The organism is Pseudomonas sp. CGJS7, assembly GCF_036961695.1.
Genome location: NZ_JBAMDI010000053.1, coordinates 48,481 through 69,313, shown reverse-complemented (window position 1 = coordinate 69,313; position 20,833 = coordinate 48,481). Strand labels below are relative to the sequence as shown.

The window sequence follows — 20,833 nt, the reverse complement described above, 5'->3', positions numbered from 1 at the left end:
CGTCGCAACTGCCGTCACGGCCGTGCCACCGAACTCAATGATGAGCGCTGGTGGAAATCCCGCCGCCCTTGCCGTCGGGCACCAGCATGCGCACGTTCTGCATCATGCCCTGGTCCTCGTGTTCGAGGATGTGGCAATGCAGAACGTACTCGCCGATGTAGCGCTGGTAGCGGCTGCGCACGTACAGCTTGTAGCCGGCCTTGACGAACAGCGTGTCTTTCCAGGTGCCCTTCAGATTGGCGTATTCCGGATCGTCCTTGTCGCCGGTGACGCTGACGTCCACGCCCTGCGGATTGAGGATGCGCGAGATCTGGAACGGGTTGACGTGGATGTGGAACGGGTGGCCGCCGCGCTTGGAGGTGAGCTCCCATTCTTCGACGTTGCCCAGGATCAGATCGCGGGTCTTGCCTTCGCCGTAGGGCGCGCCGTCGACCATGAAGCGGCTGCCGTCGATGTTGAACTCCAGGGTCTGCTTGCCGGTGAGGTCGCTGTCGGCGATGGTCGGATGCGGTACGAACGAATCCAGACGCAGGCCGTTGCGCAGGTCGGCGATGACCTTGGTGCGGACCTCGGGCGGCATGAACGCTTGCGCGGCGTTGCCCAGGCTTTGGATCAGGAACGCGCGCACGTCGGCGATCGGCGCGATGCTGCCGGCGGCGACGTCGGCGATGCCGAGCAACTGGCGGTCTTCGGCGGCGTTGCTGATGCTGGCGCTGGCCGGCGCGGCGGCGTCGATCACGCAGTATTTGCCGGCCTTGGGGAACACCATCGCGACATCGCTGCGGTAACCGGGTTGCAGGATGTTCTGATCCTTGCCGATCGCTTGCGCGTGGGTCAGTCCGTCGGAAGCGATTTCGTACTGCATCAGCGCGGGGCCAGTGCAGTTCTTGCCGACCCAGTTGTCCAGCGCCTCGTCGGACAGGCCTTCGATGCCCGGCGCGTTGGCGCGCAGTTCGCGCAACTGCAGGCTGATGGTGTCGCGCACGCCGGCGTGCAGCAGGCGCCAGCGTTCGATCCGGCCGGCGACCAGGCCGTCGAAGGTCGGCAACACGTTGCCGTTGATGCTGGTGTGGCGGCCGGACTGGACCCAGGTATCGACCTTGGCGCCCGGGGCGAAACCGAACTGGTCGTAACCGTCGATGCCGCCGGTGTCGTTGGGATCGCACACCCAGGCGACGGTTTCGCCTTCCTTGTTCTTTTCGACCTTGATCTGCTTGTCGGCGTTGCGGCAGGCGTAGGCGACTTGCTGGAACAGCAGCACGCGTTCGGGGATCGGCACGTTGCCGGGGTTGCGCAGCAGCGTGTCGATGTCGCCGGTGCGGCCGGGCGCGGGCAGGCGTTCGCCGCGCACCAGCAGCGCGCCGGCCATGCCGCTGGACACCTGCAAGGCGGTGGAGCCGTGCAGATGCGGGTGATACCAGAACGTGCCGGCCGGGTGGTCGGCGGGCAGGTTGTATTCGTATTCGAACTTCACCCCGGGCTTGAGCGTGATCAGCACGTTGTCGCTGTTGCCGGTGGGGCTGACCCACAGTCCGTGCGAGTGCAGGTTGGTGGAGTTGAAGCAGTGCGGGATGTTGATGTTCTTGGGGTGGCAGTCGGGTTCCGGGTCGAGCCGGTTGTCCAGGCGGATGCGCACGGTTTCGCCGGGCGCGGTGACGATGGTCGGCGCGACGAAGGGCACTTCGGGGTTGGTGCCTGGGCTTTGATAGGAGCGCAGCCGCACTTGGTCGTAGCGCTTCTCGCGCGGGTTCCAGATGCGCGAGGTGGTCATCGCGATGCGCAGGTCGAGGGTGGCCTCGTGGGTGTTCAGCGGTTCGGCGCCTTCGGCGGTGAGCGCGATCAACGGCTTGGCGTCGTCGTCGGAGCGCAGCATGCGCGCCAGCACCGGTTGCTGCAGCGCGCGCAGCGCGGATTTGGGCGCGGCGTCCTGGGCCGGCGCGGCCACCGGCGCGAGGGCGAACGCACACACGGCGGCGGTCAGCGCGAACGGCGTGCGTGCGGCGGATTTGCGGGGTAGGCGTTCCATGCTGGGCTCCTGATGGAATGAAGTGAAGTGCGGGAACGGCACTGAGGATCGGCTGCACGCGGCGCGCGCGTCGGCCGACGCGCCGCCGTTTGCGGCTGCGTTGTTGCGGAATGCGTCGTGGCCCCTGTTGCGCGTCGTTCGCGGCCGGTGTCCGCAGCGATCTGCGGGTCGGCCGTTCGGACGGTGCTGCATGCGTCGCGATCCATCGGCACGGTGTTGCGCGCTCGCCCATCCGGAACGCGGTCGCGTTTGCTCGTGCTGTCGGAGCGGTACTTAGAACGTCGTCGCGCGTGTCGCGGCGGCGCGCTCGCTTGAACAACGGTGAAAGCCGCGGCCTCAGGCCAGAGGCGAACGGCGAGGCGCGCATCGGCGTGCTCGCGGCCGCGGGCGTCGCCGTGAGGCGATGCGGCGGTGGACTTGGCATCGACCGGCCGTTTACGTGGGCCGTCTCCGGGTGCGGTCGGCAATGGGGGCGGGCAGGCGCCGGCGGCCGTGACCACCCCGGTCGGAGCTGCGGCCCCGATCTGGATTGGCTTCCCGCACGGCTGCCAAGTCGACTTCGCGTTTTGGCGCAAATGGCGATCGGCTTTCCCTATTCAGTTTTGTCGAAGGTCGCCGCCGGGGATCGCGCGAGGTCACAACGGCGATTTCGATGGCATCGGTAACAGCCTTGGCGTTATTGGCTTTGGGCAGCAGTCGGGGGTGACCCGTGCGAGCGTTTCAAATGAACCGACAAGTTCTGTTTTGCAGTGCAGCGTGCAAAGGGGATAACGGTTCCTTCACGATCGCCCCGCATCCCGACGTGGGGGAGGGAGCAAAGCCCGCTACCGGTTCTACCGGAAGCGGGCTTTTTTATTGCCCGCGATTTTTGCCTGTCTTTTGAGTGTCGGGTGGGTCGCGGGCGGGGTGGGTTCGAGCGCGAGCGGTGTGGGTTTTCCGGCTGCGTTGGGCGTTCGTCGTGGTTGTGGTGTCGTGGTCGCGGCTCGCGCCGTGGCCGCGACAAAGCGGCAACGGCGCAAGCCGCGTCAGCTCGTTGCGCCGTAATCGCCGCGCGCAGCCGCGTCGCGACGGCATGCGATCATCCACGCATGTCCGTATCCGCATCCTCGCCCCTGCCCGCCGACCGCGACGCCGCGGATTCCGCATTCGCCGAACGCGCCATCGCCCGGCTGCGCGCCGCGTCGCCGCAAGCCAATGCCGCGCTCGACGACGCGGCGCTGGCGGCGAAAGTCGCCCGCATCGCCTGGGTCAGCGATTTCGCCATCGATACCCTGGTGCGCCAGCCCGAGGTGCTGCTCGCGCTCGCCGCCGACGATGGCGCTACGCCGTTGCCGCCGCCGTCGCTGGAGGCCGATCAGCGCAGCGAGTGGGGTACGCGCTTGCGCCGCTACCGCAGCGCCGGTTCGACCCGGCTGATCTGGCGCGACGTGCTCGGTCTGGACAGCGTCGAGGACACCCTGGAAGGCAGCACCCGGCTGGCCGAGATCTGCCTGCAGACCGCGCTGCATGCATTGGAAGACGAATTCGAGCGCCGTCACGGCGCGGTGCGCACGCGCGAAGGCGAACGGGTGCGGCTGGTGGTGTTCGGCCTGGGCAAGCTCGGCGGCGCCGAGCTCAATTTCAGTTCCGACGTGGACCTGGTCTACGCCTACGAGTACGACGGCAGCACCGAATTCGACGGCCGCGACGCGGCCCGCGCGCTCGACGCGGAGGCGTATTTCGCCAAGCTCGGCCAGCAACTCGCGCGCCTGCTCGACGAACTCACCGCGGAAGGTTTTTGCCATCGCGTCGATCTGCGCCTGCGCCCGTACGGCAACGCCGGCCGGGCGGCGTGGTCGTTCGCGGCGATGGAGCAGTATTTCCAGCGCGAAGGCCGCGACTGGGAGCGCTACGCCTGGCAGAAGGCGCGGCCGGTGGCCGGCGACATCGACGCGGGCGAGCGTTTCCTGCAGGCGCTGCGGCCGTTCGTCTACCGGCGTTATCTGGATTTCGGCGCGCTCGATGGCTTGCGCGCGATGAAGGCGGCGATCAGCGCCGAGGTCGCGCGCAAGGAACTGGCCGACGACATCAAACGCGGGCCGGGCGGCATCCGCGAGATCGAGTTTCTGGTTCAGGCGTTGCAACTGATCCGCGGCGGCCGCGAGGCCGAACTGCGCGGCCGGCGTTTGCTGCCGGCGCTGCGCGAACTGGTGGCGCAGCGTCAGATCGGCGAAGACGCCGGCGCGGCGTTGGCCGACGACTACCGCTTTCTGCGCCGGCTGGAGAACCGCCTGCAGATGCTGCGCGACGCGCAGACCCACGCCTTGCCCGGCGGCGACAGCGAGCGCGCGCGCATCGCCATCGGCTTGGGCTACGCCGATTGGCCGCACCTGCTGAGCGAACTGGAACAGCGCCGCGAACGCGTCACCGCCGAATTCGATGCCTTGCTGGCGCCGCGCCGACGCCGCGCCGCGCCCGATGCGCTGACCGCGTATTGGCGCGCGCTGCCCGAATCCGGCGAGGTCGATACCCTGGCCGACGCCGGCTTCGAGGCCGCCGCCGATGCCGACGCGGCGCTGCGCGATTTCGCCCGCAGCCCCGGCGTGCGTGCGCTGTCCGATGCGGTGCGCGCGCGCCTGGATCGGGTGCTGCCGGCCTTGCTGCAAGGCGCGGCGGCGTCCTCGCAGCCGATGCTGGCGCTCAAGCGTTTGCTCGCGCTGCTGCACAACGTGCTGCGGCGTAGCGCGTATCTGGCGCTGCTCGACGAACAGCCGGCGGCGTTGTCGCGGCTGGTCGAAGCGGTTTCGCGCAGTGCGTTGTTGGCCGAACGGCTGGCCTCGCATCCGTTGCTGCTGGATGAATTGCTGGATGCGCGGGTGGTCGGGCCGCTGCCGGGCCGCGAGGAATTGCAGGCCGCCTGCGCCGAAGTCGACGGCGGCGACGACACCGAAGCCAGCCTGCAGGCGCTCAACGAAGTGCGGCAATCGCTGAGTTTCCGCATCGCGATGGCGTTGCGCGACGGCCGCCAATCGGCCGAGGACAGCGCCCGGCAACTGGCGTGGCTGGCCGACGGCGTGGCGATGCGGGTGTTGGCGATGGCCGAACAGGACGTCGCCGCCGCGCACGGCCGGGTGCCGGGCGCGCGTTTCGCGGTGCTGGGTTACGGCAGCCTCGGTGGCGAGGAGCTGGGCTTCGGTTCGGATCTGGATCTGGTGTTCTTGTACGACGCGCCGGCGGTGGAAGGCGGGGCGAGTTCCGACGGCGCGCGCTCGTTGGACGCGCCGCGCTGGTTCGCGCGTCTTGCGCAGAAGATCGTCGCCTTGCTCGGCGCGGTGACCGCGGCGGGGCGTTTGTTCGATGTCGACGTGCGGCTGCGGCCGGACGGCGCCAAGGGCTTGCTGGTGTCGTCGCTGGCCAGCTTCAGCGAGTACCAGTACGAACGCGCCTGGACCTGGGAGCATCAGGCGCTGGTGCGCGCGCGTTTCGTCGCCGGCGACGCCGAACTGCGCGAACGTTTCGAAGACGTGCGCGCCCGCACCCTGACCCGCGCGCGCGACGGCGACAAACTGCGCGGCGACGTCGCCGCGATGCGCGCGCGCATGCAGGCCGAACTCGACCGCAGCGACGCGGCCTACTTCGACCTCAAGCAAGGCGAGGGCGGCTTGGTCGATCTGGAATTCCTGCTGCAATACCTGGTGCTGCGCGATTCGGCGCGGGTGCCGGCCTTGCTGGTCCCGCGCGATACGCCGGGCCTGATCGACGCGGCGTTGGCCGCCGGGTCCTTGTCCGCGGATCAAGCGCGCGATTTGCTCCAGGCGCACGCGACGCTGTTAGCCGCGGGTTTGGAATGCACTCTGGACCGCCGCCCACGGCGGGTGGTGGAAACCGATGCGATCGCCGCCGCGCGCGCGGCGATCGGTGCGGCGATGCGCGAACATGGCTTGAGACCGGCGCAGTGATCGCTCGGGCATCGGCCGTGGCAAGGCAGTCGTGCTGTTGCCGGAGTTCGCCACCGAAGCCAATCGGAGGCGAATCGCGATGATCGACGAGGCGACCCGAGGCAAGGTGTCGGTCTGGATGGGAACCTCCACCCGGACATTCGAGGAGTTCAATCGATACACCGAGGGCATGGAAGACCCGGACTCGGGCTGCCCGGCGCATCGCGATTTCGGCAGCAACTTCATCGACTCCGATTGGTTCGTCGCCTACGTAACGGCCGGCCGCAAGATCGTTCCGGTCGAGGAACTGGCGGAGGAAGTCGACGTCGACAGAGAGGGTGTCGCTCGCGTCGTCGCGCGCTGCCACGAACTCGGCATCACCGAAGGCAATGCCTTGTACTACTACTGCAACTGCACGTTCGAAGAAGATCGGCCCGGGCAGCTGTATAACGAGCTGCGTTTCATCGGCACCTTCGACAGTCCCTAGCCGTCGGCTTCAATCGGCCAGCCGCAGGCGCTGCCTGACTTCCTGCGCCACCCGCGCGGTTTCGCGCAGCGGCGTCACCGGGTACGGCAGCAATTGCTCATCGAACGCGCGCGCGCGGCCCAGGCCGAGCAGGCTGTCGACGAAACGGCGCGGCCGGCCGTCGACCCGCTCGCTGCCGAACACGAACACCGGCACGCGGGTGGCGGCGGCTTCCGACAGCATGTTGACCGAGTCGGCGGTGCAGACGATGCGGTCGGCCCAGCCGAGCAGGCCCGGGTAGGGGTTGGTGCCTTCGCCCGGTTCGTACCACGACACCCGCGGCAGCCGCGCCAGGCGTTCGCGCAAGCGCGCGCGGATCGCGACCGGGGTGCGCCGCGAGGTGGTCGCCAGCAGGCTGCCGCCTTCGCGTTCCAATAGAACTTGCAGCCGCTCGGCCAAACCGTCGAAGGCAGCCCGATCGAAATCGGCGTGCGCGCTGGAGCCGCCCAGCAGCAAGGCCGTGCGCGGCCCGGGCAGGGCGCCGAACGCGGGGAAAGCCTTGCGCGCGCCGGCCAGCCACAGGTCGTCGACCGGGTGCAGGCTGCCGAGCAGGCTGATCACGTTGGCGCCGCTGAGGCCGTCGTGCTCGGGCGCGATCACCAAGTCCCAATGGCCGGTGGCGATGCGCGGGTTGAGGATCTGCACGGCCTGACAGCCCTCGCCGCGCAGCAAGCGGGTCGCCAGCGCGGCCTGGCGGCCGCAGCCGATCGCCAACTTCGGCCTGAGCCGCATCGCGGTCACGAAATCCGCGCCGAAGGCGTTGAGCGAACCGGGCAGCTTGCGCGGAGCGGCCCAGCGCCAGGGCGCGCGCGGGCTGAGCACCCAATCGGTCGCCGGCCGGCCCAGGGCCAGGGCCAGGGCCAGGGCGCTGGTCTGGCGCTGATTTCCGGCGTGGCCGTCGGTCAGTAGCCAAGTTGCAGCAATGGAGTCAGTCTTGGCAGAAAGGCCGTTTCGTTGCACGGGTGTGGGTAATCCGTTCCGGAAGTGTCGGTTTTGCGGTCGCAGCGAGACTCTACACTTCCGTCTCCCGACCACCTTGCCAAGCTTGGCAGCCCCACGGAGAAGACGATGTCCAAGGCCCTGAACGACGAAGCCCTCGATCAGCTGTTCCGCACCGCCCGCACTCACAACGTCCTGGGCGGCGAGATCAGCGATGAGACGCTGCGTCAGCTGTACGAGCTGGTGAAGTGGGGCCCGACCAGCGCCAACGGCTCGCCGGCGCGGTTCGTGTTCGTGAAGTCCAAGGACGCCAAGGAGAAGCTGCGCCCGGCCCTGTCGGAAGGCAATCTGGCCAAGACCCTGGCCGCGCCGGTCACGGTGATCGTCGGCCACGACCTGGAGTTCTACGAAAAGCTGCCGTACCTGTTCCCGCACGACGACGCGCGCAGCTGGTTCGCCGGCAACGACGCGGCGATCAACACCACCGCCTTCCGCAACGGCAGCCTGCAGGGCGCCTACCTGATCCTGGCCGCGCGCGCGCTGGGCCTGGACTCGGGGGCGATGTCGGGCTTCGACAACGCCAAGGTCGATGAGGCCTTCTTCGCCGGCACCAAGATCAAGTCCAACTTCCTGATCAACCTCGGCGCCGGCGATCACGCCCAGTTGTTCCCGCGCTCGCCGCGCCTGCCGTTCGACGAGGCCGCGCGCATCGAGTGATGCGTGCGCGCCGGCACGATTCCGGGCGCGGGCCGATCGCCGTCCGCGCCGGTCGCGCCATAGTGGTTTCGCGTTGCTTTTCCCCTGCCCGTATTTCCCACCGATCGACCTCTACCAGGAGTCCCACCATGAAGCGCATCCTGCTCGCCGCCGCCCTGGGTCTGGCTTTCGCCGGCACCGCCGTCGCCGCTCCGCTGACCTACAAGATCGACCCCAACCACACCGACGTGATCGCCAGCTGGAGCCACTTCGGCTTCTCCAACCCGATCGCGCATTTCGGCAAGGTCGACGGCAGCATCACCTACGATCCGGCCAAGCCGGCCGCGTCCAAGGTCGAGGTGACCATTCCGCTGGACGGCCTGGATTCGCACGTGGGCGATTTCGATGAGCACCTGAAGAGCGCGGATTTCTTCGACGCGGCCAAGTTCCCCAACATCACCTTCAAGAGCACCAAGGTCGAAGCGGCCGGCGAGAAGAAGCTCAAGGTGACCGGCGATCTGACCGTGCACGGGGTGACCAAGTCGACGGTGCTGGACGTGAACATCAACAAGGTCGGCGAGCAGCCGATGGCCAAGCGCGCCGCCGCCGGTTTCGACGCCACCACCACGCTCAAGCGCAGCGATTTCGGCATCGGCAAGTACGTGCCCAACGTCAGCGACGAGATCAAGATCCGCATCACCACCGAAGCGATCGTGCCGAAGCAGTAAACTGACGCGATGATTATCGAACGCCTATCCGATGCCCGCGGCCGAGTGCGCGCGGGTTGGCTCGACAGCCGCCACACGTTTTCCTTCGGCAGCTATTACGACCCGGCGTGGATGGGCTTCGGCTGTTTGCGCGTGATCAACGAAGACCGCGTCGATCCCGGCGCGGGCTTCGCGCCGCATCGCCATGCCAACATGGAAATCCTGAGCTACGTGCTCAGCGGCGGATTGGCGCACCAGGACAGCACCGGCGGGGGCGGCACCATCCGCCCCGGCGAGCTGCAGTGGATGAGCGCCGGTCACGGCGTGGAGCACAGCGAGTTCAACGCGTCCAAGACCGAGCCGGTGCATTTTCTGCAGATCTGGGTGCAGCCCGACCGGCTCAATGCGCAGCCGGCGTACGCGCAGCCCGCGGCGGTGGAGGCGAAGGATGGCGAGTTCGTCTTGCGCGCCTCGCGCGATGGCGTGGAGGGTGGGGTGCCGATCCGGCAGGATGTGAAGTTGTATTCGCTGGGCTTGGCTCAAGGCACACAGGCGCGGCGTTCGCTGGAGTCTGGGCGGATGTATTGGTTGCAGGTCGCGCAAGGGCGGATCGAGGCGAACGGGCGGGTTTTGCAAGCCGGCGATGCGCTGGGTTTCGCTGATGAGTCCGGGGAGTTGCTGTTGACGGGTTCGGGCGATTCGGTTGCGGATGTGCTGTGGTTCGATTTGCCGGTTGTGGGTTGACCGCAACAGCAACAGCAAATCCCCCCTAGCCCCCCTTTTTCAAAGGGGGGAATGCTTCGGCTGGGGCCGGGGGCTTGAGGGCATCGGTTTCGATGCGATCTCCCCCGATCACCGCGCAACCGTTCCCCCCCTTTGAAAAAGGGGGGCTAGGGGGGATTTGCTCTTTTCGCCCGACCCACCCCCGAGCGCTGCTAAACTGCCACCCCCGCGTCGCCACCCGTCGTCCCCATGACCACCGCAGCCAACGCCCATCCCACCCAGGCCAACGCCGATCAGCGCTACACCGTGACCCGCGCCGAGCTGCCGTTGAGCTGCCCGCTGCCGTCGATGGCGCTGTGGAACTCGCATCCGCGCGTGTACCTGCCGATCGAGGCCGAGCGCGAATGCCTGTGCCCGTACTGCGGCGCGCATTTCACCCTGGTCGACGACTGATCCGTTCGCCATGGCATCGCCGCAGCCGACCCCCTCGCGCCGGCTGACCGTGATGCAGCTGCTGCCGGCGCTGGAGTCCGGCGGCGTGGAGCGCTCCACCCTGGAAGTCGCCGACGCGCTGGTGCGCGCCGGCCATCGCGCGATCGTGGTCTCCGCCGGCGGCCGTCTGGTGCCGCAACTGTTGGCCAGCGGCGCCGAACACATCGTGCTGCCGCTCGGGCGTAAATCGCCTTCGACCTTGTTGCATGCGTTCGCGCTGCGCCGGCTGTGGGCCGAGCAGGGCGTGGATCTGGTCCACGCGCGTTCGCGCTTGCCGGCCTGGGTCGGCCTGCTGGCCTGGCGCGGCATGAACGAAGCCACCCGGCCGCGCTGGGTCACCACCGTGCACGGTCTGAATTCGCCCTCGCGCTACAGCGCGGTGATGACCCGCGGCGAGCGGGTGATCTGCGTGTCGCGCACCGTGCGCGATTACGTGCTCCAACATTATCCCGACACCGAAGCGGACAAGCTGCGGATCATTCCGCGCGGGATCGACCCCGCGGCATTCCCGCGCGCGCCCTGGCCCGACCCGCAGGCGCGGGCGTGGGCGGCGGCGTCGCATCCGGCCTTGGGCGGAGACGGCCCGTTGTTGTTGTTGCCCGGCCGCGGCACGCGCTTGAAGGGCCACGCCGACGGGCTGCAATTGCTGGCCGATCTGCGCGCCGGCGGCCGCGATGCGCGGCTGTGGTTGCCCGGCGCGCGCGAGGCCGGACGCGAGGCGTATATCGGCGAGATGGAACAACTGGCGCAACAACTCGGGGTCGCCGATGCGGTGGCCTTTACCGCGCCGACCGATGCGATCGCCCGCGCTTACGCGGCCTGCGATCTGGTCCTGCAACTGTCGCGCAAGCCTGAAGCGTTCGGCCGCACCGTGGTCGAAGCGCTGGCCTGCGGGCGGCCGGTGCTGGGCTGGAATCACGGCGGCGTCGGCGAGCTGTTGGCGCAACTGCTGCCGGGCGGCGCGGTCGCGCCGTTCGATGCGCAGGCCGCGCACAGCGCAGCTTGCGAATTGCTAACGCAAGCCGCGCCGGCAGTGGATACGATGGGTTTTTCCCTGCGAGCGATGCAGGAGGCCACGCTTGCCGTCTATGCCGAACTCCTCGACGTCACCTCAAACTAGCGCCGCGGCCGCGGATGCGCCGCTGGCCGGCGAAAGCCCGCGCGCGCCGTCGCGGCCGCCGGACATCGTCGGCTGGCGCTGGGCGCCGGTGTGGGTGCTGGCCTATGTCGGCCTGTTGTTCGCGCCGGGCGTGGCCGAAGCGGTGCTCAGCCTGGGCGCGGTGACCATGCTGGTGAAGCTGGTGCTGCAGCGCTACAACACCGGCGCGCGCCTGCTCAGCGATCCGGCCTGGGCGCTGACCAGCGCGTTGTTCGCCGCTTATTGGTTGCCGGAGTTGGTGTCGGCGATCGATGCGGTCGATCCGGGCCGCGCCCTGCGCGAAGCCGCGGTGGATCTGCGCTATCTGCCGTTCCTGTGGCTGGTCGCGGCCGCGGTCGCCTCCGCGCGCGGGCGCCGCACCACCTTCGGCGGGTTGGCGATCATCTTGTCGGTGTGGACGGTGGACGCGCTGTTGCAAGGCATCAGCGGCACCAGTCCGTTGTTCTTCGCCATCGATGCGCTCAAGCATTCGATCAGCGATCACGGCATGTGCAGCGCGGCCGAGATGGCGATGGTCGACCGGCTCGGCGGCATTCTGGGGCCGTGCAATCTCAAGCTCGGCCAGGTGATCGCGAGTTTCTCGCCGTTCGTGCTGTATGCGGCGGCGCGGCGTTACGGCATCGCCGGTTGGCTGGCGGCGACCGCGGCGGTCGGCATCGTGGTGGTGTTGGCCGGTTCGCGCGCTTCGTGGATCACCTTCGCCCTGGTGCTGTTGTTCTCGGGTTGGCGCTTGCTCGGGGTCAAACGGCTGCTGCTGTTGTTCGCCACCGGTCTGGTGGCGTTGATGGTGTTGAATCTGACCTCGACTCAGGTGCACGACCGTCTGGTCCGCACCGCCCAGTTCGTCAGCGCCGATCTGGCCGGCGTGGACACCGCCTTGTCGGGGCGCACCCGGATCTGGCGCGCGGCGATCTGCATGGTCGGCGAGCATCCGCTCAACGGCGTGGGCGCGCGCGGTTTCCGCGAGGCCTTTCCCGCCTGCGATCCGCAACCGGGCGTGACCACGTCCTGGGGCGAGGGGCCGGCCTTGCACGCGCATCAACTGCTGCTGGAAGTGCTCAGCGAAACCGGTGCGTTCGGCCTGCTGATGTGGCTGGCCGGCGCGGCCTTGGCCTGGCGCGCGTGGGTGTTCGCCGACGCCGTCGCGCGCGAGCGCGCGCGGCCGGCGATGTTGGCTTTGGTGGTGACGGTGTTTCCGTTCAACACCCACCTGGCCTTCTACTCGACCTTCTGGGGCGGGCTGACCTTGCTGCTGGCGGCGTTGTACGCGGGCAGTTTGCTGGCGCAGCCGCCGTCCGATAACGAAACTCGCAGTAGCTCCCTGTAGGAGCGGCGCGAGCCGCGACTGCGAAACTTCGCTTACGCCGCAAGCTTGAATTTGCGGCTTGGGATTCCGCCTGCGTCGTAGATGTTGTGTCGCGGTCGCGGCTCGCGCCGCTCCTACAGGGCGCGATTGCGGCTTTGGTGGCGTCAGGGCTGTTGCTTGTACGGCGACAGCAGGCCCGGCGGGCGGCGCTTGAAGCGGCGGTGGATCCACAGGTATTGGGTCGGCGCCTCGCGCACCATGTTCTCGATCTGCGCATTGACCCGGGCGCTGTCGGCGGTGGCGTCGTCGGACGGAAACTCGGCCAGCGGCGCGCCGATGCGCAGGATGTAGTCGGCGCCTTCGCGGCGATGGAAGAACGGCACCACCGCGCAGCCGCTGAGGCGGGCGAATTGGTGGGTCGCGGTGATCGTCGCCGCGGGCACGCCGAAGAACGGCGCGAACACCGTGTCCTTGCCGCGCATGTCCTGATCCGGCGCGTACCACAGGAACCCGCCCTGCTTGAGGTGGCGCATCGCCGGACGGATTTCCTCGTTGGTGAACATGGCGCGGGCGTAACGCATGCGGCCGTGTTTGACCGCCCACTCCATCACCGGATTGCGGTGCTTGCGGTACATGCCGGCCAGCGGCAGGTGATCGCACATCAGCCGGCCGCACATTTCCAGGGTCATGAAATGGCCGGAGATCATCAGCACACCGCGTCCGGCCGCGCGCACCTCATCGAGCAATTCCAGGCCTTCGATCCGCACCGTGCGCCGCATCGGCGTGACCTGGCCCCACCAGGCGCGGGCGAATTCGAAGAAGCCGATGCCCAGGTCGCGGAAGCTCTCGCGCAGCAGCGCTTCGCGTTCGGCCTCGCTCTTCTCGGGGAAGCACAGCTTCAGGTTGATCCGCGCCGCGCGCAGACGCTGGCTGGCCACGCGCATCGCGACCACGCCGATCCAGCCGCCGAGCAAGCGTTGCAGCCCCCAGGGCAGGCGCGCGCCGGCGCACATGCCGGCCAAGGCCAGCCACATCGGCCACAGGCGCGGCGACAGCAGGGAGGGACGCGGGGGCAGGGTGGGTTCGGCCATGGCGGTAGTTTATTCGCTGGGCGGGTGAATGCCCGTGGGGCGGCTGCGATACGTGGGCTGCGGGGCGGTTGACGTGGAGTGGCTGGCGCTTGCGGGAATGCTCTGCGCAGAGGGCGCGATGCCCCCCAACCCCGTCATTCCGGCGAAAGCCGGAATCCATTTTGCCGTTGCTGTTGCTGGTTCCTGTGGTTTTGGATGCGGAGCAAAAGCAAAATGGATTCCGGCTTTCGCCGGAATGACGGGCTGAAAGATCCGCCTGACTTCCGACTTTTCGTTCAGATGGCGGCGGCGGGCACGCGCCGAACCACGCATCGGCCCCCTCCTCGCGCCGTCTCCACCCCGAACCGGCGCCGCAGCCTTTATCCTTGGCGCCATGCGGAAGGATTTGATCGAGCGCTTGTTGCGCGGCCTGTATTCGGTCGCGCTGTATCTGTTGGCGCCGGTCACGGTGTATCACCTGATCTGGCGCGGCTTTCGCCAGCCGGCGTATTTCCAGCGCTGGCTGGAGCGCTATGCGATCTACCGCGGGCCGGCGCAGACCCGCACCTTGTGGCTGCACGCGGTTTCGGTCGGCGAGGTCAATGCCGCCATTCCGCTGGTGAACGCCTTGCGCCGCGGCCGTCCGGACCTGCGCCTGCTGGTGACCACGATCACCCCGACCGGCTCGGACCGCGCGCGCGCGGCCTGGGGCGATTCGGTCGAGCATGTGTACCTGCCCTACGACCTGCCCGGCGCGGTCGGCCGGTTTCTGCGCCATCACAAGCCGTGCGCGGCGTTGATCATGGAAACCGAGCTGTGGCCGAACCTGTTGTTCGGCTGCCGCGATCGCGGGATTCCCGCCTATATCCTCAATGCGCGGCTGTCGGAGCGTTCCTTGCGCGGTTACCGCGCGCTGGCGCCGCTGGTCAGCCGCGCGCTGCGCACGGTGCGCGCGGTCGCGGCGCAGTCGCGCGCCGACGGCGAGCGTTTCGTCCAGCTCGGCGCCAATCCGGGCCAGGTGATCCAGACCGGCAACCTGAAGTTCGACGTCAGCGTGCCCGATGCCCTGGAAGAGTTCGCGGCCGAATGCCATCGCCACACCGGCGAGCGTCCGGTGTGGATCGCCGCGAGCACCCACGAAGACGAAGAAGGCGCGACGGTGGCGATGCACCGGCGTCTGCGCGAACGTTTCCCCGGCCTGTTGCTGTTGTGGGCGCCGCGCCATCCCGAGCGTTTCCGGGTGGTCGCCGAAACCGCGCGCAGCGCCGGCTGGCAAGTGTCCACGCGTTCGCGCGCGCGCTGGCCGCAGCCGGGCGACGACGTGTTCGTGATCGACACGCTCGGCGAGTTGATGAGCTTCTACGCCTGCGCCGACGTGGCCTTCGTCGGCGGCAGCCTGCAGGCGATCGGCGGGCACAATCTGCTCGAACCGGCCGCCACCGGCACGCCGATCGTCACCGGCCCGCATCTGCACAACTTCGTCGAGATCGCGCAGCGGCTGGAAGACGCCGGCGCGCTGCGCATCGGCCAGGACGCCGACGCGGTGGAGGCGGCGGTCGAGCGCCTGTTGGCCGATCCGCTGGAGCGTGCGCAGATGATCGACGCCGGCCGCGCGCTGGTGGAGCTGGGCCGCGGCGCGTTGGCGCGGACCATGGCCTTGTTGCAGCCCTCCTTGCCACCGCGGGATTGATGGTGACCAGCCGCGTGGATCGGCCGCTCGGATGAGCGCGGCCGGTCCAGCCGCGGCGACGCGATTCGCATCGGTCTGCGCGTTCGGCAATCGCGTTCGCTGGCGCGCGGCCAGCGGCGAACGGCAGGCGCCGTCCGCCGCGCACAGGTCCCCCTGTTTCAGCGTGCGTACAAGCAATTCGCCTTGGTTCTGCCCTCGTATTGCTTGTACAACGCCGAATACGAAGCGGTCCATGTGCTGGCGCCGCGCCAGTACACAATGCCATTGAAATCCCTTTGGCACATGACCTTCATCGCATCGCGCGAAGCAGTCTGCGCGGCCGATTCGGTCGCGCCGTTGCCCAACACCGTGTAGGCCTCGCTCATCGACGCGCGCGGCGCGTCGCATACGCCTTTGACGGCGGCGCCGTAAACATCGAGTCCGCCCGGCATGCGTCCTAACAGTTCGACATACACTACCTGGACGCTGCTGGGGACCACCTGTCCCGAGATCTTCGCGCATTGCGCCTGCAACTTGTTGGTGGCGTCCAGGGCCGCGGCATTGCTCGAATAACCGGCGCCGGTGTCCTCCAACTCGTACTGCGTCGCCGCGTTTGCGGGCGCGATCGACAGACTCAGACTCAAAGCCGCGGCGGCGATAATGGAAAAACGTGAAGCGCGCATCGATGCACTCCTGTGGGTACAGCGGAATATTTCAACGGTCTGCTTGCGGCGTAAGCGCCGCAGGCATCGGCGAGGATGCTAGGCGTGCACTGCTCGGTCTCGCGGCGCAGTCGGCGCCGGTGAGCGCTCCGAATCGATCACTGGGTCAACAAATCGCGCTTTACGGACAAGTCTGAGCCATGCGGGCCGCGGCGCATCGGCGACCGCGCTGGCGGACATCGGTCTGGGCGCCGCGCGCGAAAAAAAACCGCCGGGCAAGCCGGCGGTTTTCGATGCGCATTGCCGATGTCGGCTAGCCGATCACTGCACCGAAGCCGGCGGCGGCGCCAGATTGGTGGCGGCGTCGGCGGTCAGCAGGCGGTTGATGTCCTGCACATCGGCGACGTCGAGCGAGCCGGCCGACTGCTCCAGCAGCAGACGGTTCTGCAGGAAGTTGTACTTGGACTGGGCGTAGGCCTGCTGCGCTTGCAGCAGGGTGCGCTGGTTGTTCAACACGTCCAGCACGGTGCGGGTGCCGACTTCCAGGCCGACCTGCGAGGCGTCGTACGCGGCCTGCGCCGAGACCACCGCCAGACGCCGCGCTTCGACTTCGCTGATGCCGGCGACCAGCACCTGATACGCGTTGCGGGTGTTGCGCACCAGCAGGCGCTTCTGACGCTCGAACTCGTCCTGCGCGGCATCGCGGCGGGCCAGCGCCTGACGCACGCCCGATTGCACCGCGCCGCCGGAGTACAGCGGCACCGACAAGGTCAGGCCGATGCTGGGGCCGCGGCTGCCGGAGCTGCGGGTGTCTTCCGACGGCAGGCTGCCCACGCGAGCATCGCCCCAGGACGCGGAGTCGCCGTAGCCGGCGCCGAGCGTCAGGGTCGGCCAGTGGCCGGCGCGCGCGGTTTCGATGCCGATTTCCGCGGCCCGCACCGTCAGTTCCTGTGCGCGCAACGAAGGATTGTTCTGGATCGCGTTGTTGACCCAGGTGTCCATGTTCTGCGCTTCCGGCAGCGCCGGCTTGAAATCCGCCGGCAGCGCCTTGAGCGTGCGCACCGGTTGCCCGGTGATTTCGCTCAGCGCCTGATACGAGTCTTCGACCTGATTGCGGGTGGTGATGGTGCGCGCGCGCGCGTCGTCGTACTGGGCGCGGGCTTCGTGCACGTCGGTGATCGGCGCCAGGCCGACTTCCAGACGCTTGGAGGCGTAGTCGAACTGCTTCTGCAGCGCGGTTTCGGCCGCTTCGGCCGCGGCCAGATTCTCCAACGCGACCAGCACCGCGAAATACGCCGACGAGGTGCGGGTGATCAACTGCTGACTGGCCGATTCCAGGGTGAAGTCGCTGGATTCGGTGAGCGCGCTCTGGCTTTCGAAGCCCTTGATGACCGCGCGGTTGTAGATCATCTGGGTGGCGTTGATCGAGTAGTTGCGCTGGGTGCTGTTGGTCTCGATGTTGGTGCCGAACGGCAAGCGCGCGGTCGGATCGTTCGGATCGCTGCCGACGTTGCCGCTGCTTTTGCTGAAGCTGCGGCTCCGGTTCAGCCGCGCTTCGCCGGTCAGCGACGGCAGCATGCGCGCGCGCGCCTGGACGCGGTCTTCCTGGCTCACCTGCCGGTTCGCTTGGGCCGCCGAGAGCTGAGGATCGCCCTGTCGGGCGGCTTCGTAGGTCTGCAACAGGTCTTCGGCCGAAGCGGCGGCCGGCAGCAGGGTTAGAGCCAGGGCAAGAACGAGCGGACGGCGGATCATGCGGCTTCCTTGGACTTGCTTGTTTTTGAGGGCTTGCTGTTTTTCTGCAGCCCGCATGCTGGCATGCGGGCTCTTACGGGGGACTGACGGGCAACTGACAGGACGGTCAGAACTCGAAGGCGGGCGCGGGTGCGGCGCCTTGGAGGTACGGCAAATCGGTTTCGAACAACGACTGGATGCGCGAAGCGTTGACTTCGTTGCGCTCGCCCGCGGTGACCCGCACGCCTTCCATCGCCGGCGAGCGGCCGCGGACCACGAACAGGCGGCCGCCGGGTTGCAGCCACTGCAGCCACTGCGGCGGAATCTGCGACACCGCGCCGGTCACGCAAATCGCGTTGAAGCGGCGGTCGGTGCTGTAGTTCAGCGCGTCGGCGTCGACTACCTGGGCGTTGAGGATGCCCTGGCCGGCCAGCCGTTCGCGCGCGGTCGCGGCGAGGTCGGGGTGGATTTCCAGGCTCACCACTTCGCGCGCCAGACGGCCCAGGCAGGCGGTCAGGTAACCGCTGCCGGTGCCGATTTCCAGCACGTCGTCGGTCGGATCCACGCCCAGCGACTGCAGGGTGCGGCCTTCCAGGACCGGCTTCATCATGAATTCGCCGTGCGCCAGCGGCAGGGCGAGGTCGGTGTAGGCCAGGTTGCGGTGCGCGTCGGCCACGAAGGCTTCGCGCGGCAGCTGGGCCAACACGTCGAGCACGCGCGGGTCGAGCACGTCCCAGGGCCGAACTTGTTGTTCGACCATCAGTTCGCGAGCCTTGGCGTAATCGATCGTAGTCATGGGGTTCTTCATCGTGCGCGGGGACCGCGAATTCTACCGGGACCGCGCGTCCCCGGCAGAAAAAGAATTAACCAGGCCACCGGCCCGGCTTAGTGCCGAAAGTCACCGGAACTCCTGGCACCGTGCGTACTTAGGCGATTGCCCGGCCGCCGCATGGGTGGCGCCAGACCCGGCACGATCAGTCCCCGCGCCGCGCATAGGCGCGCAGGAACATCGCCACCGAGGCCTCGATATGCGCCTTCAGCTCGGCCTTGCCGGTAAAGCCGCAGCCGAACATCAGCAAGGCGTGCGGCTCGCCCTTGACCAGGGCGAAGAACTGGGTGGCTGCGCGCGCCGTATCGGCGATCTCCAGCTCGCCGGACTCGACCCGACGGACCAGCAGCGACTCGAATTCGTCGTGCAGCCGTTGCGGACCGGCGTCCCAGAACATCTTCGACAGCGCCGACTCGGCCACCTGCGGCGAGCACAGCAGGCGGTGGATCTGGATCGCCTCGGGCGTGCTGATCATGTCGTAGAAGGCCACCGCGATCTCGATCAGGCGCGCGCGCAGCGGCGTCGCCGGCGCCGGTTCGAACAGCGGCGAGGGCAGGTGCTGCTCGCAGTAAGTCTTGACCGCGGCGCCGAACAGGGTCTCTTTGTCGCCGAAATGGCTGTAAACGGTGAGTTTGGAGACGCCGGCCTCGGTCGCGATCTGGTCCATGCTCACGCCGTCGAAGCCCTCGATCAGGAACAGTCGCTTGGCCGCTTCCAGGATCGCGGTGCGCTTGCTCAGGTCTTTCGGGCGGCCGGGACCGGCCGGCTTGGCCGGAGGCGCGGGAGGGGTGGGGCGGGGCGAGGACATGGGTGGGGGCTTGTGCGCGGCTGGGGCGTTGGGTGCGTGGGGGTGTGCAGACTAAGGGAATTGGGGGTGGTTGGTGGGTTTGCGAGTGGGGGATTGGGTTAGGTGAGGGGCGCGGCTTGGGTGGTGAGGGGGCGGGCTTTGTGTGCAGAGCGGACTAGTGGAGGGTGGCGCCGGGGTGTGGGGTTCTTCTGCGATGGACGTGGGGCGAGCGCTGGGGGATCTTTCAATACTGGACTGCGTGGTTCTATATTTATACAGTACCGCCAAGTACATTAATTCCCGATGAGGCCATCCGCAATGCGTAGCCGGATTTTTCCCGCTTCCCGACCGGTCCCGTCCGGCGCCGGGCGGCCCGTGGCCGTCGGCGTCCGCCGCGCGGCGACGGCGCTGCCGGTGCTGGCCTTGGCCTTGACCCTGGCGGCTTGCGGCAACGGCAAGCCGGCCGCCGAGGCCGCGCGGCCGGTGCTGGTGACCCAGCCCAGCGGCGCGATCAATGCCGTGTCGGCCTACGCCGGCGAAGTGCGCGCTCGCGAAGAGAGTCCGCTGTCGTTCCGGGTCGGCGGCAAGCTGATCGAACGCAAGGTCGATATCGGCGCGCATGTCGCCGCCGGCCAGGTGCTGGCGGTGCTGGATCCGGGCGATCTGGACGCGCAAAGCCGCGCCGCGCAAGCCCAGTTCGCCGCGGCCGAAGCCGAATACGCGCGCGCTCGCGCCGATCAGTTGCGCTTCGCTTCGCTGGGCAAGGACCAGTTGGTCAGCCGTTCGGCCATCGATGCGCAGGACGCCGCGGCCAAGGCCGCGCAGGGCCAGCTCAATTCGGCCCGCGCCAATCTCGACGTGGCGCGCAATCAATCGGCTTACACCCAGTTGCGCGCGCCGGCCGCCGGGGTGATCGCCACCCGCAGCGCCGAAGCCGGGCAAGTGGTCGCCGCGGGCCAGCAGGTGTTCGGGCTCGCCGCCGACGGCGCGCGCGAGGTCGCCTTCGCGGTGCCGGAAGGCGCGATCGCGACCTTCAAGCCGGGCCAGCAGGTGTTGGTGGAGCTGTGGTCGATTCCCGGCAAGCGCTGGCCCGGACGCGTGCGCGAGGTCTCGCCCGCGGCCGATCCGGCCTCGCGCACCTACGCCGCGCGGGTCGCGGTGGACGCGCCGGCGGGCACCTTGGAGCTGGGCCAGAGCGCGCGGATCTATCAGCCCGATCCGGTCGGATCGGGCCTGAGCGTGCCGTTGGCGGCGGTGCAGCGCAGCGGCCGCGGCACCGCGGTGTTCGTGGCCGATATCGCCAGCGGCACGGTCAAGCTCAAACCCATCGTGGTCGGGCCTTACGGCCCGGATCGGGTGCCGGTGACCTCGGGCCTGGGCGCGAACGACTGGGTCGTCGCCGCCGGCGGCCATCTGTTGCGCGACGGCCAGAAGGTGCTCGCGGTGGATCGCGAGAATCATCCGGTCGGGAAGTGATCGCGGTGGGCGCGGTGGCTGCGAACGCACTGCGCTTGTCGATCGATGGATTTCGCCGGCGCTTGCGCCCTTGTGCCTGCCTCTGCTGAGAGCGGCCCTCACCCCTGCCCTCTCCCGT

At 68.4% G+C, this 20,833-nt stretch carries 18 protein-coding genes; 10 read left to right on the top strand and 8 right to left on the bottom strand.

Annotation, left to right across the window (positions count from 1 at the left end; all coding sequences use genetic code 11):
• Positions 1-34: 34 nt before the first annotated feature.
• A complete protein-coding gene (locus tag V7787_RS27685; protein ID WP_336090544.1) occupies positions 35-2,026 on the bottom strand; it encodes a multicopper oxidase family protein in 1,992 nt (663 codons plus the stop codon).
• A 1,088-nt stretch (positions 2,027-3,114) separates the two neighbouring features.
• Between V7787_RS27685 and glnE the strand changes: the two genes are divergently transcribed.
• Both glnE and V7787_RS27675 read left to right on the top strand, forming a co-directional pair.
• On the top strand, positions 3,115-5,964 hold the full coding sequence (gene glnE / locus V7787_RS27680; RefSeq protein WP_336090543.1) for a bifunctional [glutamate--ammonia ligase]-adenylyl-L-tyrosine phosphorylase/[glutamate--ammonia-ligase] adenylyltransferase: 2,850 nt from the start codon (positions 3,115-3,117) through the stop codon (positions 5,962-5,964).
• 37 nt (positions 5,965-6,001) lie between these two features.
• On the top strand, positions 6,002-6,430 hold the full coding sequence (locus V7787_RS27675) for an immunity 22 family protein (RefSeq protein WP_336090542.1): 429 nt from the start codon (positions 6,002-6,004) through the stop codon (positions 6,428-6,430).
• A gap of 9 nt (positions 6,431-6,439) precedes the next feature.
• Here the strand turns inward: V7787_RS27675 and V7787_RS27670 are convergent, their stop codons facing one another.
• Entirely contained in the window at positions 6,440-7,429 is a 990-nt protein-coding gene (locus V7787_RS27670) for a mitochondrial fission ELM1 family protein (protein WP_336090540.1), read from the bottom strand.
• Between the two features lie 108 nt (positions 7,430-7,537).
• On the opposite strand from V7787_RS27670, the gene V7787_RS27665 reads away from it, so the two are divergent.
• The 6 genes from V7787_RS27665 to V7787_RS27640 all read left to right on the top strand — a co-directional run bounded on the left by V7787_RS27665 (position 7,538) and on the right by V7787_RS27640 (position 12,512).
• Positions 7,538-8,125: a malonic semialdehyde reductase gene (locus V7787_RS27665; protein WP_336090538.1), complete on the top strand. Its 588-nt coding sequence runs from the start codon at positions 7,538-7,540 to the stop codon at positions 8,123-8,125.
• A gap of 128 nt (positions 8,126-8,253) precedes the next feature.
• On the top strand, positions 8,254-8,832 hold the full coding sequence (locus V7787_RS27660) for a YceI family protein (RefSeq protein ID WP_336090536.1): 579 nt from the start codon (positions 8,254-8,256) through the stop codon (positions 8,830-8,832).
• 9 nt (positions 8,833-8,841) lie between these two features.
• Positions 8,842-9,555: a pirin family protein gene (locus tag V7787_RS27655; protein WP_336090535.1), complete on the top strand. Its 714-nt coding sequence runs from the start codon at positions 8,842-8,844 to the stop codon at positions 9,553-9,555.
• Between the two features lie 228 nt (positions 9,556-9,783).
• Positions 9,784-9,987, top strand: a complete 204-nt coding sequence (locus tag V7787_RS27650) for a zinc-finger domain-containing protein (RefSeq protein WP_336090533.1) — start codon at positions 9,784-9,786, stop codon at positions 9,985-9,987.
• A 10-nt stretch (positions 9,988-9,997) separates the two neighbouring features.
• On the top strand, positions 9,998-11,146 hold the full coding sequence (locus tag V7787_RS27645; RefSeq protein WP_336090532.1) for a glycosyltransferase family 4 protein: 1,149 nt from the start codon (positions 9,998-10,000) through the stop codon (positions 11,144-11,146).
• A complete protein-coding gene (locus V7787_RS27640; RefSeq protein ID WP_336090545.1) occupies positions 11,115-12,512 on the top strand; it encodes an O-antigen ligase family protein in 1,398 nt (465 codons plus the stop codon). The genes V7787_RS27645 and V7787_RS27640 overlap by 32 nt, the downstream gene beginning before the upstream one ends.
• Before the next feature lie 143 nt (positions 12,513-12,655).
• Here V7787_RS27640 and lpxL read toward each other — a convergent pair whose 3' ends face one another.
• Both lpxL and V7787_RS27630 read right to left on the bottom strand, forming a co-directional pair.
• The gene (gene lpxL, locus V7787_RS27635; RefSeq protein ID WP_336090531.1) at positions 12,656-13,582 is read right to left on the bottom strand and encodes an LpxL/LpxP family Kdo(2)-lipid IV(A) lauroyl/palmitoleoyl acyltransferase; all 927 of its coding nucleotides are present in this window, start codon (positions 13,580-13,582) and stop codon (positions 12,656-12,658) included.
• Positions 13,583-13,591: 9 nt separating this feature from the next.
• Complete coding sequence (locus tag V7787_RS27630) at positions 13,592-13,894, bottom strand: hypothetical protein (RefSeq protein WP_336090530.1); 303 nt, start codon at positions 13,892-13,894, stop codon at positions 13,592-13,594.
• A gap of 61 nt (positions 13,895-13,955) precedes the next feature.
• On the opposite strand from V7787_RS27630, the gene waaA reads away from it, so the two are divergent.
• The gene (gene waaA / locus V7787_RS27625) at positions 13,956-15,251 is read left to right on the top strand and encodes a lipid IV(A) 3-deoxy-D-manno-octulosonic acid transferase (protein ID WP_336090528.1); all 1,296 of its coding nucleotides are present in this window, start codon (positions 13,956-13,958) and stop codon (positions 15,249-15,251) included.
• 158 nt (positions 15,252-15,409) lie between these two features.
• Here waaA and V7787_RS27620 read toward each other — a convergent pair whose 3' ends face one another.
• The 4 genes from V7787_RS27620 to V7787_RS27605 all read right to left on the bottom strand — a co-directional run bounded on the left by V7787_RS27620 (position 15,410) and on the right by V7787_RS27605 (position 19,260).
• Positions 15,410-15,913: a hypothetical protein gene (locus V7787_RS27620; RefSeq protein WP_336090527.1), complete on the bottom strand. Its 504-nt coding sequence runs from the start codon at positions 15,911-15,913 to the stop codon at positions 15,410-15,412.
• A 300-nt stretch (positions 15,914-16,213) separates the two neighbouring features.
• The gene (locus V7787_RS27615; protein WP_336090526.1) at positions 16,214-17,644 is read right to left on the bottom strand and encodes a TolC family outer membrane protein; all 1,431 of its coding nucleotides are present in this window, start codon (positions 17,642-17,644) and stop codon (positions 16,214-16,216) included.
• 106 nt (positions 17,645-17,750) lie between these two features.
• Entirely contained in the window at positions 17,751-18,419 is a 669-nt protein-coding gene (locus V7787_RS27610) for a protein-L-isoaspartate O-methyltransferase family protein (RefSeq protein WP_336090524.1), read from the bottom strand.
• 178 nt (positions 18,420-18,597) lie between these two features.
• On the bottom strand, positions 18,598-19,260 hold the full coding sequence (locus tag V7787_RS27605) for a TetR/AcrR family transcriptional regulator (RefSeq protein WP_336090522.1): 663 nt from the start codon (positions 19,258-19,260) through the stop codon (positions 18,598-18,600).
• Between the two features lie 354 nt (positions 19,261-19,614).
• Here V7787_RS27605 and V7787_RS27600 point away from each other — a divergent pair, with 354 nt between their 5' ends.
• Positions 19,615-20,715 (top strand): efflux RND transporter periplasmic adaptor subunit, encoded by a 1,101-nt coding sequence (locus tag V7787_RS27600; protein ID WP_336090520.1) that lies wholly within the window; start codon positions 19,615-19,617, stop codon positions 20,713-20,715.
• Positions 20,716-20,833 lie beyond the last annotated feature (118 nt).

What these genes read in the sequence shown, in the direction of transcription:
- V7787_RS27685 (WP_336090544.1), bottom strand. Translation starts at nt 2,026, where the DNA reads ATGGAACGCCTACCCCGCAAATCCGCCGCACGCACGCCGTTCGCGCTG.
- glnE (WP_336090543.1), top strand. Translation starts at nt 3,115, where the DNA reads ATGTCCGTATCCGCATCCTCGCCCCTGCCCGCCGACCGCGACGCCGCG.
- V7787_RS27665 (WP_336090538.1), top strand. Translation starts at nt 7,538, where the DNA reads ATGTCCAAGGCCCTGAACGACGAAGCCCTCGATCAGCTGTTCCGCACC.
- V7787_RS27660 (WP_336090536.1), top strand. Translation starts at nt 8,254, where the DNA reads ATGAAGCGCATCCTGCTCGCCGCCGCCCTGGGTCTGGCTTTCGCCGGC.
- V7787_RS27655 (WP_336090535.1), top strand. Translation starts at nt 8,842, where the DNA reads ATGATTATCGAACGCCTATCCGATGCCCGCGGCCGAGTGCGCGCGGGT.
- V7787_RS27650 (WP_336090533.1), top strand. Translation starts at nt 9,784, where the DNA reads ATGACCACCGCAGCCAACGCCCATCCCACCCAGGCCAACGCCGATCAG.
- V7787_RS27645 (WP_336090532.1), top strand. Translation starts at nt 9,998, where the DNA reads ATGGCATCGCCGCAGCCGACCCCCTCGCGCCGGCTGACCGTGATGCAG.
- V7787_RS27640 (WP_336090545.1), top strand. Translation starts at nt 11,115, where the DNA reads ATGCCGAACTCCTCGACGTCACCTCAAACTAGCGCCGCGGCCGCGGAT.
- lpxL (WP_336090531.1), bottom strand. Translation starts at nt 13,582, where the DNA reads ATGGCCGAACCCACCCTGCCCCCGCGTCCCTCCCTGCTGTCGCCGCGC.
- V7787_RS27630 (WP_336090530.1), bottom strand. Translation starts at nt 13,894, where the DNA reads ATGCGTGGTTCGGCGCGTGCCCGCCGCCGCCATCTGAACGAAAAGTCG.
- waaA (WP_336090528.1), top strand. Translation starts at nt 13,956, where the DNA reads ATGCGGAAGGATTTGATCGAGCGCTTGTTGCGCGGCCTGTATTCGGTC.
- V7787_RS27620 (WP_336090527.1), bottom strand. Translation starts at nt 15,913, where the DNA reads ATGCGCGCTTCACGTTTTTCCATTATCGCCGCCGCGGCTTTGAGTCTG.
- V7787_RS27615 (WP_336090526.1), bottom strand. Translation starts at nt 17,644, where the DNA reads ATGATCCGCCGTCCGCTCGTTCTTGCCCTGGCTCTAACCCTGCTGCCG.
- V7787_RS27610 (WP_336090524.1), bottom strand. Translation starts at nt 18,419, where the DNA reads ATGACTACGATCGATTACGCCAAGGCTCGCGAACTGATGGTCGAACAA.
- V7787_RS27605 (WP_336090522.1), bottom strand. Translation starts at nt 19,260, where the DNA reads ATGTCCTCGCCCCGCCCCACCCCTCCCGCGCCTCCGGCCAAGCCGGCC.